Here is a 13,192-nt window from a genome sequence, read left to right on the forward strand (position 1 = left end):
GATATTTTAGAAGATTTTGAGAATATAATCGCAGCAGAAATTAGACTTCCTGAAGCAATGAATAGAAAATTGCTTTGCCCTTTTCAATATTTTGGAATAACTGATAGTATTGATTTAACCAATGTAAGTTGGGTAAGAGGAAAATATGCACCAAGTGAATTAACCGATTTATATACAGAAAGTGATAGAAGAGTTAGAGAAATAATTGATGCTTTAAATAAATACACAAAAGATATAAATGAAGTTAGGTCATTAGGTTATTGTGTTTCAATGGAACACGCCAAATTCATGGCTGAAAAATTCACTTTAGCAGGATTAAAAGCTGACTATCTAACTAGTAAAAACAGTAAAGACAGAGTTTATATTCGTCAGAAATTAGAAAAAAAAGAAATCAATTATCTATTTGTTGTCGATATGTTTAATGAAGGAATTGATATTCCCGAAATTGATACAGTTCTATTTTTAAGACCAACTGAAAGCTTAACTGTATTTTTACAACAACTTGGTAGAGGATTAAGACTTCACGAAGAGAAAGATTGCTTAACAGTTCTAGATTTTGTTGGAAACTCAAAACCAGAATATAACTTTGAAAGCAAGTTTAGAGCCTTAATAGGCAAAACAAATACAACTGTTTTAAAAGAAATTGAGGATGATTTCCCTCATCTTCCTTTGGGTTGTTCAATCATTTTAGAGAAAAAAACAAAAGAATCAATTCTTAAAAATATTTCAGCAGCAACATCATTAAATAAAAATAAATTAATTCAAAGAATTCAACAATTTCAAAACGACACTGATTTACCATTAAAGATAGGTAACTTTAGCACATTTTATAATATTTCATTACAATCTATTTACAAAAGAGGAAGTTGGAAACGTTTATGTCAATTAGCAGGAAGAATAGAAAAATTTAATTCTGAAAATGAAAAAGCTATTGTTTCAGCTATTTCAAACAAATGGTTATCTACAAATTCTTTAAGCTATTTTTCATTCATCTTAAAAATTGCAAAACAGAATTTTAAAGTAACTATTACAGAATTAAATGAAAATGAAAAAACCATGCTTTTAATGTTGCATTACGATGTTTGGCAGAAAGAAGGTGGTTTCGATTCTTTAGAAAAAAGTATTAATCAAATTGGAACTAATCCAATTTTAGTAGAGGAAATAAAAGAAGTGTTAGATTTTTTAATTGGTAAAACAGACTTTAAAGAATTACCTATTCAACTTCCTTACGAACAACCTTTAAAATTACATAGTCGTTATACAAGAGACCAGATTTTGGCAGCTTTTAGATTTAGTAGTTTTGAAAAAAAATCATTTTCAAATGAAGGTGCAGTTGAAAACAAAAACTTGAATACCGAAATATTATTTATCAATCTTGTCAAGTCCGAAGAAAATTTTTCACCAACAACCATGTATAACGATTATGCTGTAACCGATAAACAGTTTCATTGGCAAACTCAAAATCAGTCAAGACCAGATAAAGGAAAAGGATTGTCATATATAGAACATAAAAGCACAAATAAAAAAATCCTATTATTTGTTCGTGAAAAACCAGTGAATGAATTTGGGAATCGAAATGGTTATGTTTTTATTGGAGAAGGTGAAATAAATGACCATTATGGTTCAAAACCAATGAGTATTAATTGGGAATTAAAAGAGCCAATGCCTCATTACTTGTGGAAAGATGCTGCAAAGCTTTCGATTGGATAATGAACTAAAATATACTTTGATATTATCAAATGATACTATCAAAACATAACTACCTCCTCTTCTTCTTAGACTTAAACTTCGCCTTATCTTTTCTTTGATTAAAAGGCACTGCATCGTTAAAAGTGTTCTTCGCATCACCTTTTGGCTTATTTTTACGCCATTTCTCGTCTTTATTAGGCAATAAAACATTTAATAAATCTGGACGCCCAACTTTGTTTAAGGTCTTTTTTATCCAAGCCTTATTTTCATCTTTATACCAAAAGAAAAAACGGTGTTGCTCGTCCTTTTCTTTTCTAGTTTTTGGTGTATTAACCTTTTTAAGCGTATAAGGATGGTAACCAGAATAATAAATTACGGTTGCCACTGTCATTGGTGTTGGTGTAAAACCTTGTACTTGCTCTAACTGGAAACCCATATCTTTAGTTTCGGCAGCAAGATTAGCCATATCTTCCACCTCACAAGCAGGATGATTAGATATAAAATAAGGGATTAGCTGTAGCTTTAATTTTTTGGCTACATTAATTTTATCGAAACGTTCTTTAAACTTATGGAAATAAGTAAACGATGGCTTACGCATGAGTTTTAAAACAGGATCACTAGTATGTTCTGGTGCAACTTTAAGTCGTCCAGAAATATGTTTAGTCATCACTTCCTCTGTATAATCGTCTAACTCTTTTGGGTCTGCATTTTTATTAAATTCTGGCACTAACATATCATGACGTATTCCAGAACCAATGAATGATTTTTTAACCTTTGGATGCTTATCTACTGCTTGGTATAATTCGGTTAGTGGCTTGTGTGACGTATCTAGATTACTACATATAACTGGCGAAATACAAGAAGGTGCAACACATTTATCGCAAATAGACTGTACTTTACCTTTCATTTGGTACATGTTGGCACTTGGTCCTCCAATATCAGATAAATAGCCTTTAAAATCTGGCATATTAGCCACTTTATCGACTTCTTTTAAAATAGACTCCTTACTACGACTTGCTATAAACTTACCTTGATGCGCCGAAATCGTACAAAAACTACAACCACCAAAACAACCACGATGAATGTTTATAGATGTCTTAATCATCTCATAAGCAGGAATTGGTCCACGCTTATTATATTTAGGATGTGGTAATCTTGTATAAGGCATATCAAAAGAAGCATCAATCTCCTTTTCTGTCATGGTTGGATAAGGCGGATTTATCATCAACATCTTATCTCCTACTTTTTGAAAAATACGTCTTGCAGCTAATTTGTTAGATTCTTGTTCTATAACTTTAAAATTGGATGCATATTTTTTTTTGTCCTTTAAACAGACTTCATGAGATGCAATTTCTACATCTTCCCAATTTGCATTTTTAGGAATACTTTCATTTTTATCTAAAAGAACTGCAGTTTGCAATACTGTATTTATGCTATTAAAAGGCACACCTCTTTCAAGCAAACGAACAACTTCACGCAAAGGTTGCTCACCCATACCATAAACCAGCATATCTGCTTTAGAAGTTTCTAATATAGAAGGTAACAACTTATCGCTCCAATAATCGTAATGCGTTACACGACGAAGCGAAGCCTCAATACCACCAATTAAAACTGGTGTATCTGGCCATTTATCTTTTAAAATTTTAGAATATACAGAAGTCGCATAATCTGGTCTAAAACCAATATCTCCATTTGGAGTATATGCATCTTTATCACGTTTCTTTTTATTAGCATTGTAGTTACTAATCATAGGATCCATACAACCTCCTGTAACACCAAAAAACAACTTCGGTTTACCCAATTTTACAAAATCCTGAAGATTATCTTTAACATTAGGCTGTGGCACTATAGCAACACGCAAACCAAAACTTTCAAGCATACGACCAATAACAGCAGGCCCAAACGTTGGGTGATCTACATAAGCATCACCACTAAATAAGATAACATCTAGCGCTTCCCATCCACGTATTTTAACCTCTTTGTTTGTGGTAGGTAACCAATCTGAAAGTTGTAAGTCTTGCATATTACTGCAAAAATAGTTAAAAAATGAATCTTTATTGTTATTCTTAAAGGCTTTAGGCTAATATTTTATATAACAATATTACAGATGATAATAACAAAAGATAATTTTAATCTTTTTGATGATTCGTTTTTACAGATGAAATAAACAAAAGTAGTAGCTTTATTAACAGTGTTTTTGAAGAATTTTAAACACAATTAACAATACGAGAAAACATATCAACAAAGTTATCAAATAAAAGAGGCTTTACTATTTGGTAATAAAGAAGTTTATCGTAAATTTGCAAACTCTTTTTAAGAGAGGAATGTTTAATCGATTCGCATAAAAGCGAGTCAAAATTTAATTAATAACGTGGATACAATAAGCTACAAAACTATTTCAGCCAATAAAGCTACTGTTGATAAGCAGTGGGTTTTAATTGATGCTGATGGTCAAACTTTAGGCCGTATGTGCTCCCAAGTTGCAAGACTTTTAAGAGGGAAGCATAAGCCAAGCTTCACACCACATGTTGATTGTGGAGATAACGTAATTGTTATCAATTCAGAAAAAATCAACTTAACAGGAAACAAGTGGACAGACAAATCTTACATTCGTCACACAGGTTATCCAGGTGGTCAAAGAAGTTTAACTGCTACTGAATTGTTCGGAAAAGATCCGTCAAGATTAGTAGAGAAATCTGTAAAAGGAATGTTACCTAAAAACAAATTAGGAGCAGCACTTTTTAGAAATTTAACTGTTGTTACAGGAACTAAGCATGCTCACGAAGCGCAAAAGCCTAAAACAATTAACTTAAACGAATTCAAGTAATGGAAGTATTACACAAAATTGGTCGTCGTAAAACGGCTGTTGCTCGTGTTTACCTTAAAGAAGGTAAAGGACAAATTACGATTAACAAAAAAGACATTAAAGACTACTTCGATACAGCAACTTTACAGTACAAAGTAAACCAACCGTTAGTATTAACTGACAATGCGGAAACTTTTGACATTAATGTAAACGTATTTGGAGGTGGTATTACTGGTCAAGCAGAAGCTATTCGTTTAGCGATTTCTCGTGCTATGTGCGAAATAAATCCTGAACATAGATTAGTTTTAAAACCAGAAGGTTTATTAACAAGAGATCCAAGAATGGTTGAACGTAAGAAATTCGGTCAGAAGAAGGCACGTAAAAAGTTCCAATTCTCGAAACGTTAATATTATTGTTGAATTTATTTTCAACACAAAACAAAAAATTAAACAGTTATTGTTGTCCTAGTCCAATATAAAGACAGGATTTAGTTAAGCATCTAAATAGTTAAGGCGAATTTTAATAATGACCACTTAATTATTGCTAATCAACAGAACGTAAACTATTACAAAATGGCAGTAGAAGTAAAAGAATTACTTGAAGCAGGTGTACACTTCGGTCACCTTACACGTAAGTGGGATCCAAACATGGCTCCTTACGTATATATGGAGCGTAACGGTATCCATATTATCAATTTATACAAAACAGCAGCTAAGATAGAAGAAGCTGGAGAAGCGTTAGCAAAAATCGCAGCCTCTGGACGTAAAATCTTATTTGTAGCTACAAAAAAACAAGCAAAAGACATCGTCGCTGAAAAAGCAGGTAACATTAACATGCCTTTTATTACAGAAAGATGGCCTGGTGGAATGTTAACTAACTTTGTTACTATTAGAAAAGCAATCAAAAAGATGGCTACTATTGATAGAATGAAAAAAGATGGAACATTTTTAACTTTATCTAAAAAAGAACGTCTACAAGTAGATCGTTTAAGAGCTAAGTTAGAAAAGAATTTAGGTTCTATTGTTGACATGACGCGTCTTCCAGGAGCTCTGTTTGTTGTAGATATTAAACGTGAGCACATCGCGATTAAAGAAGCACAGAAATTAAACATTCCAATTTTTGCAATGGTAGATACTAACTCTGATCCACGTCAAGTAGATTACGTAATACCAGCAAATGATGATGCTTCTAAATCGATCGATAAAATTTTAACGCATGTTACTGAAGCTGTTAAAGGTGGATTAAATGCACGTAAAGCTGAAAAAGAAGCGAAAGCTGAAGGTAAAACTGAAACAAAAGCAGCAAAACCAGAAGCGAAAGCAAAGCCAGCTAAAAAGGAAGCTCCTGCAAAAAAAGTAGCAGCAGCTAACGAAGAAGAGTAAAACAATAAAATTATTACAAAATAAAGTCGTTTGAATCTTTCTTAATCGAAATTATTTAAGCGACTTTTTTAAAATATAGGTATCATGAGTGAAGTAAAAATTTCAGCACAAGAAGTAAACAAGCTTAGAAAAGCAACTGGTGCAGGTATGATGGATTGCAAAAAAGCCTTAGTAGAAGCTAAAGGTGATTTTGATGCTGCAATCGATGTATTACGTAAAAAAGGACAAAAAGTAGCAGAAAAAAGAGCTGACAGAGATTCGTCTGAAGGTGCTGCCGCAGTTAGAATTAACGATACAAACACTGTTGGTGTTGCTATTGTTTTAGGATGTGAAACAGATTTCGTTGGTAAAAACGAATCGTTTTTAGCATTAGCAGGTCAATTTGCAGATATCGCATTAAACCATAACAGTAAAGAAGAGTTCTTAGCTGCAGATTTTGGTGGTATGACAGTTGCAGAAAAATTAGTTGAGCAAACTGGTGTTGTAGGTGAGAAATTAGAAATCAATGCTTTCGAGAGATTAGAAGCACCTTACGTAGGTTCTTATGTTCACATTAACAAAATTGGTGCATTAGTTGGATTATCTCAAACAGAAGAAAATGTTGGTAAAGATGTAGCAATGCAAGTAGCATCTATGGGAGCAACTTCTTTATCTTACAAAGGTTTTGAAGCGTCTTATGTAGCAAACGAAACTGAAGCAAGAATTGCTGTTATTGAAAAAGATAATATCGAGTTAGGGCGTTTAGGTAAAACACTTAAAAACGTACCTCAATATATTTCTATGGCACAATTAACTCCAGAAGTTATGGAAAAAGCTGAAGCTGATGCGAAAGCACAATTAGCTTCAGAAGGTAAACCAGAACAAATTTGGGATAAAATTTTACCAGGTAAAATGGAACGTTTTGTTAGCGATAACACAACTTTAGATCAAGAACAATGTTTACTTGACCAGAAGTTTATTAAAGACGAAAAGAAAACTGTTGAAGCATACGTAGCGTCTCAAAACGTTGAAGTAACTGCTTTTAAGCGTGTGTCTTTAGGATAACATTAATATTACTGTCATTTAGAGCGTAAGCGAAGAATCTTAACACTAATATTTAAATTATAAAAAACCACTACTCTATTTTTAGAGCTAGTGGTTTTTTTTATGCTTAAAAAAACTTAATTTCGCGTAACTCATATTTCCGCATTTGCGAAAATATCTTACAGCCACATTCAAGATGAAATACAAAAGAATCCTTCTAAAACTATCAGGTGAAGCCTTAATGGGAAATCGCCAATATGGTATTGATCCAGAACGTTTAGCAGAATATGCTGAAGATATTAAAGCAGTAACAGAAAAAGGTATTGAAGTTGCCATAGTTATTGGTGGAGGAAATATTTTTAGAGGTGTTGCAGGAGCAATGAATGGTATGGATCGTGTTCAAGGCGACCACATGGGAATGCTAGCAACTGTAATTAATGGATTAGCTTTACAACAAGCACTTGAAGATGCAGAAGTAAAAACACGCTTGCAAACTGCCATTAAAATTAACGAAGTTGCAGAACCTTTTATTAGAAGAAAAGCAATGAGTCACTTACGAAAAGGGCGTGTAGTGATTTTTGGAGGCGGAACAGGAAACCCATATTTTACTACAGATTCTGCAGCAGTTTTAAGAGCTATAGAAATTGAAGCCGATGTTATTTTAAAAGGAACACGTGTAGATGGTATCTATAATGCAGATCCAGAAAAAGACGATAAAGCAATTAAGTTTGACCATATTACTTTTGACGACGTTTTACGTAAAGGTCTAAAAGTAATGGACACTACTGCTTTTACATTGAGTCAAGAAAACGATTTACCAATAATTGTTTTCGATATGAATACAAGAGGTAATTTAATGAAAGTAGTTTCTGGAGAAAATATTGGAACTCAGGTAAGTCTGTAACAAATTCCTACGTTAGCAGGAATCTAATAAGACTTTAAGGATAAGTATTCTTTAATAATTATTTATATTGCTTTTCGACTGCGATCAGTGTAACAAAGTAAACTAATATTCAAATTTGCATCAATTTACAAAATTGACTACATTAGTATAGGTTAAAAAATAGACACGTTGGACAAGCTTAGTGTAACATCAAGAATCAATTTGGCTTAATTATTGTTTTAAGCTAATCAGTAATAAAAATTTCAACAATGAACGAAGACATTCAATTTATAATAGATAGTGCAAAGGAGTCGATGGATAATGCCATTCAGCATCTAATAAAACAATTTTCAAACATACGTGCTGGTAAAGCCAGTCCTGCTATGTTAGGTAGTGTAATGGTAGACTATTATGGTTCTCAAACACCATTAAGCCAAGTTGCCAATGTAAATACACCAGATGGTAGAACCATTACAGTTCAACCATGGGAAAAAGGAATGCTTCAAGAAATTGAGCGTGGTATTGCTTATGCAAATTTAGGTTTTAACCCAATGAATAATGGTGACACCATAATTATTAACGTACCACCTTTAACAGAAGAGCGTAGAAAAGACTTAGGAAAACAAGCAAAAGCTGAAGCAGAAGATGCTAAAGTTGGTGTACGTAATGCTAGAAAAGATGCGAATAACGATATTAAAAAAGTTGATGGCGTATCTGAAGATTTACAGAAAAATGCAGAAGCAGATATACAAACGCTTACAGATAACTGTTCTAAACGCATAGAAGAACTCTTAGCGACTAAAGACAAAGAAATTATGACGGTTTAAACGTTAAAAGCGGCTTAATTGTCGCTTTTTTTATACGAAGAATCTTAACTTTATCGTTTATGTTATTATGTACTATTTAAAATCTATATTATTATTTTGTGTATTATTGTTTTCTACAATATGCTTTGCTCAAGATTATAAATTTATTCCGGCAAATCAACACCTTCTGTCTGACGAGCAAGTAAAGACCATGCAAATAATAATTACGCCTGACATTATACTTTTTAATGAGCAAGGTAGAATTTTGCCAATGTCCCAAATGGAACTCATGGCAAATCCAGATTATAAGCCACTATTTTACGCAGATGAAAATGGAAAATTAAAGTCTTTAATTTTTCAGAAAAAAAGTAACCATCCGGTTTTAGTTAAAAAAAATCCTGAAGCCGAATATACTGAAGGAGAAAAAGCTTTAGATTTTATTGTTACAGATTTGGATGGAAAAACTATTAAACTTTCAGAACTAAAAGGCAAAGTTGTAGTTTTAAACTTTTGGTTTACAAAATGTGGTCCTTGTGTTGTTGAAATGCCAAAGCTAAATGAACTTGTAAAAGAATACAAAGATGAAGACGTTGTCTTTTTAGCTATTACTTTTAATAAAAAAGGAGTTGTAGAAAACTTTTTATATGAAACTGAATTCGACTATACTATAGCAGCAAACGCTAACGATGTTATTACAATGTATGGTGTACAAAGCTACCCAACGAGTATTGTAATTAATAAAAAAGGAGAAATTATACTTAAAGAAATAGGGTATAGAACTAATATTAAAACTGTTCTTTCTAACGTTATAAAAGCTCAATTACAATAATTTATGCGCAGCTTTTGGTTATATCCCGTTTTGTTATTTTGGAGTTTTACACTCTCAGCACAAACACCAGAAAAAAAAACCGAAAAGCCAAAAGATTCTTTAGAATCTAGCGTACTATTAAAACAAATTGGTAATGGATTCTTTCCTACTAAAATTTGGAATTTCGACTTACGGTATTTAGTAAAATTCAACCAATTCGAAGGTTTTAGAACTGGTTTAGGAGGAGTTACTAACGATAATTTTTCAGAAAAATTTAGAATAGATTCTTATGGTGTTTATGGCTTTAGAGACCATCGCTTTAAATACAAAATTGGTGGTGGTGCATTACTAAATAAAGAAACTAAAAGCTGGCTAAACATCTCTTATACAGACGATTTAATGGAAACTGGAAGTTCTAATTTTTTAACAGATGGTCGTACTTTTTCGTTTTTTGAACCACGTCTATTAAATATTAGTTTATTTCACAAACATATTACTTCTGCTATTTCCTTGGAGCACGAAATAAATTCTAAACTAATTACCGAAACAGAGTTCGCTATTAGCAATATAGAGCCAACATATGATTACGACTTTGTTTTAAATAACACTGCTTTTAATTCTTTTGAAACTACTATAGCAAAAGTTTCAGTACAATGGAGTCCTTTTGTAGAAGAAAAAACAGTAGATAACAAAACTAAAACCGTAGTAGATGCTTATCCTAAATTTACACTACAATATAGTAAGAGTTTTAGAGATGTATTTAATGCAGATTTTAATTTTTCGAAATTAGATTTTAGAACCATTCATAAAATTATTCATAGTAAAGAATCTTACACTATTGGTACTTTTTCTGCAGGTTTAGCAAATGGAAACACGCCTTTGACGCATTTGTACCATGCCTACCCTAATAACATTAACAAAGAAACAATATTAAATCGCTTTTCTGTTGCAGGAATTAATAGTTTTGAAACCATGTTTTTTAATGAGTTCTTCTCAGATAGGTTTGCCACTATAGTTCTTAAACACTATGTAAAACCGTTTCATATATCTCAAGCGTTTAACCCACAATTAGTATTAATAACACGTTACGCTGTTGGTAATATAAATAATATTTCTAGACATCAAAATATTACTTTTGGCACTTTAGAAGATGGTTATACAGAATCTGGTTTCGAACTTAACAAACTCCTTTTAGGCTTTGGCTTAAGCTTTACCTATCGTTATGGTGCTTATCACCTACCTAGAGAGGAAGATAATATCGCACTTAAATTCACTTTTAATATTACATTATAATTTCGTAAAATCTATAGGTTTTCCATACCTTTGATGCTCCTTTTAAAGCATCATGGCTAAACAAAAAAAATCAAAATTTTGGGATATAGTTGCTAGACTAATTTTACGTAATAAAATTGGTATTCTTTTAGGCATTATACTCATCACTATTTTATTTAGTACCCAATGGAAATATATGCGTTTCACTTACACTGAAGCTAATTTATTACCAGACGATCACGAAATAAATATTGAGTACAACAACTTTTTAGACATCTTTGGAGAAGAAGGAAACCTTATTGTTTTAGGCGTTAAGGACTCTACCCTATTTACAGTTGAAAAACTCAATGCATGGAACACACTTTCTGATAGCTTTAGGACTGCAAATGAAGTTGAGAGCGTTGTTTCAATTAAAGATTTACAAAAACTTGTAAAAAACACTAAAGCACAAAAATTTGATTTAGAACCTTTTATTAAAGATTCTATAAAAACTCCTGCCGAAATAAAAAAGTTGCAAGAAGAACTTTTTAACAAATATCCTTTTTACGATAATTTCTTATTTAATACCAAAACAAAAACTGTTCGAACTGCTATTTACATTAAAAAAGATTTAGTAAATACGCCTGCTAGAAAAGACTTTGTAATGGAGACTTTAATGAAAAAAGTTAAAGTTTTTGAAGACACTTACAATCTAGATGTTCGCGTTTCTGGAATGCCATACATTAGGACGCTTAACGCTCAAAATATTGTTGATGAAATTGGTCTGTTTGTACTTGCAGCTTTGGGTATTACATCTTTTATATTCTTTTTGTTTTTTAGATCGTTTCGTGCTACTTTTATTTCACTAGTAGTGGTTTGTATTGGTGTAATGTGGACACTTGGAATTCTTGGTCTTTTAAAGTATGAAATCACGGTGTTAACAGCTCTAATTCCACCATTAATAATTGTTATTGGGATACCAAATTGTATTTTCTTAATAAATAAATACCAGCATGAGGTTAAATTACATGGTAATAAGGTAAAGTCTCTGCAACGTGTTATTACCAAAGTTGGTAATGCTACGTTAATGACAAATGTTACAACAGCCTCAGGTTTTGCTACATTTATTATAACAGAAAGCAAACTACTAAAAGAGTTTGGTGTTGTAGCATCACTAAGTATTCTAGCTATTTTTATTCTATGTTTACTTATTATTCCTATTATTTACACATTTTTACCTTACCCAAAAGAACGCCATTTAGAGCATTTAAACAAGCGTTGGGTTGGTGGTTTTGTAAACTGGACAGTACGTATGGTAAAAGAAAAACGTATTGCCATATATGTAACTTCTTTGGGTTTAATAATTGTTTGTATTATTGGTATTTATAAAATTAAGGTCTCTGGAAGTTTAATAGAAGACATGCCAAAAAATGCTGAGTTTTTTAGCGATATTCGTTTTTTTGAAGAAGAGTTCAATGGTATTATGCCAATGGAAATCATGATAGATACTAAGCGCAAAAAAGGCGTTATGAAATCTACTACTTTAAAACGCATGAATCAGCTTGAAGACTTAATTATTGAAACACCAGAATTATCTAGACCAATTTCTGTAGTTAGTCTCGTTAAATATTCTAAGCAAGCTTACTATAATGGCAATCCTAAATACTACCAATTGCCAACAAAACAAGAGGAAGCTTTTATTTTACCTTATGCCAAAAACTCTACTTCAGGAGAAAGCAATCTTTTAAATAACTTTGTAGATTCTACAGGTCAATATGCCAGAATAACTACGTTTATGAAAGATATTGGAACCGATAAAATGGAACGTATCGAAGAAAATCTTGTAAACAAAATAAACAATGTTTTCCCAAAAGAAAAATACAATGTTACCATAACAGGAAAAGCACTAGTGTTTCAAAAAGGCACCAAATATTTGGTTAATAATTTAGCACTATCGTTGTCTTTGGCCATTTTTCTTATATCATTATTTATGGCTTACATGTTTCGTTCCTTTAGAATGATAATTGTTTCGCTTATACCAAACTTACTACCATTAGTAGTAACTGCAGGTTTAATGGGTTATTTAGGAGTACCAATAAAACCATCTACTATCTTGGTTTTTAGTATCGCTTTCGGGATTTCTGTGGATGATACTATTCACTTTTTAGCAAAATACAGGCAAGAATTACAAGCCAATAACTGGAAAATTAAAAAATCTGTTTACGCAGCTTTGAGAGAAACAGGCGTAAGTATGTTCTATACCTCTATTGTTTTATTCTTTGGTTTTTCAGTATTTACCATTTCAAGTTTTGGAGGCACAGTAGCTCTTGGCGCTTTAGTTTCTGTAACTTTATTGTTTGCAATGCTATCTAACTTACTACTACTACCTTCATTATTATTATCGTTAGAACGTAGTATTGCAAGAAAAGAAATTCTTAAAAAACCTAAAATAAATATTATTCCAATTGAGAATGATTCTGAAGAAAATTTAGAAGAACAATAAAAACGATTAGTTTTAAAAAAAACTTGCTTGTTATACATAAT

General features: G+C 31.9%; 11 protein-coding genes. 10 read left to right on the top strand and 1 reads right to left on the bottom strand.

Annotated elements, in window-relative coordinates; translation table 11 throughout:
* Nucleotides 1–1,710 (top strand): DUF3427 domain-containing protein (locus tag Q0C58_RS10025; RefSeq protein ID WP_290700848.1); only part of this gene is annotated, 1,710 nt, incomplete at its 5' end.
* A 49-nt stretch (nt 1,711–1,759) separates the two neighbouring features.
* Here the strand turns inward: Q0C58_RS10025 and Q0C58_RS10030 are convergent.
* On the bottom strand, nt 1,760–3,712 hold the full coding sequence (locus tag Q0C58_RS10030; protein WP_290700851.1) for a YgiQ family radical SAM protein: 1,953 nt from the start codon (nt 3,710–3,712) through the stop codon (nt 1,760–1,762).
* A 348-nt stretch (nt 3,713–4,060) separates the two neighbouring features.
* On the opposite strand from Q0C58_RS10030, the gene rplM reads away from it, so the two are divergent.
* From rplM to Q0C58_RS10075, 9 genes are all read left to right on the top strand, one after another.
* A complete protein-coding gene (gene rplM, locus Q0C58_RS10035; RefSeq protein WP_290700854.1) occupies nt 4,061–4,516 on the top strand; it encodes a 50S ribosomal protein L13 in 456 nt (151 codons plus the stop codon).
* Nucleotides 4,516–4,902, top strand: coding sequence for a 30S ribosomal protein S9 (gene rpsI, locus Q0C58_RS10040; RefSeq protein WP_055446944.1), 387 nt, complete (start codon nt 4,516–4,518; stop codon nt 4,900–4,902). The genes rplM and rpsI overlap by 1 nt, the downstream gene beginning before the upstream one ends.
* A 165-nt stretch (nt 4,903–5,067) precedes the next feature.
* Nucleotides 5,068–5,877 carry a 30S ribosomal protein S2 gene (gene rpsB / locus Q0C58_RS10045; RefSeq protein ID WP_290700859.1) on the top strand — a complete coding sequence of 270 codons (810 nt, stop codon included), beginning with the start codon at nt 5,068–5,070 and terminating at the stop codon, nt 5,875–5,877.
* An 84-nt stretch (nt 5,878–5,961) separates the two neighbouring features.
* Nucleotides 5,962–6,921, top strand: coding sequence for a translation elongation factor Ts (tsf, locus tag Q0C58_RS10050; RefSeq protein WP_290700862.1), 960 nt, complete (start codon nt 5,962–5,964; stop codon nt 6,919–6,921).
* A 175-nt stretch (nt 6,922–7,096) separates the two neighbouring features.
* Nucleotides 7,097–7,804, top strand: a complete 708-nt coding sequence (pyrH, locus tag Q0C58_RS10055) for a UMP kinase (RefSeq protein ID WP_290700865.1) — start codon at nt 7,097–7,099, stop codon at nt 7,802–7,804.
* Between the two features lie 248 nt (nt 7,805–8,052).
* Nucleotides 8,053–8,610, top strand: a complete 558-nt coding sequence (gene frr, locus Q0C58_RS10060; RefSeq protein ID WP_290700868.1) for a ribosome recycling factor — start codon at nt 8,053–8,055, stop codon at nt 8,608–8,610.
* A gap of 190 nt (nt 8,611–8,800) precedes the next feature.
* Nucleotides 8,801–9,418, top strand: a complete 618-nt coding sequence (locus tag Q0C58_RS10065) for a TlpA disulfide reductase family protein (RefSeq protein ID WP_290700871.1) — start codon at nt 8,801–8,803, stop codon at nt 9,416–9,418.
* Nucleotides 9,419–9,421: 3 nt separating this feature from the next.
* Nucleotides 9,422–10,690 carry a DUF5686 family protein gene (locus Q0C58_RS10070; protein ID WP_290700874.1) on the top strand — a complete coding sequence of 423 codons (1,269 nt, stop codon included), beginning with the start codon at nt 9,422–9,424 and terminating at the stop codon, nt 10,688–10,690.
* Nucleotides 10,691–10,742: 52 nt separating this feature from the next.
* On the top strand, nt 10,743–13,151 hold the full coding sequence (locus tag Q0C58_RS10075) for an efflux RND transporter permease subunit (protein ID WP_290700877.1): 2,409 nt from the start codon (nt 10,743–10,745) through the stop codon (nt 13,149–13,151).
* Nucleotides 13,152–13,192: the final 41 nt, after the last annotated feature.

The sequence above is a fragment of the Lacinutrix sp. genome, from assembly GCF_023299985.1.
GTDB lineage: Bacteria > Bacteroidota > Bacteroidia > Flavobacteriales > Flavobacteriaceae > Lacinutrix.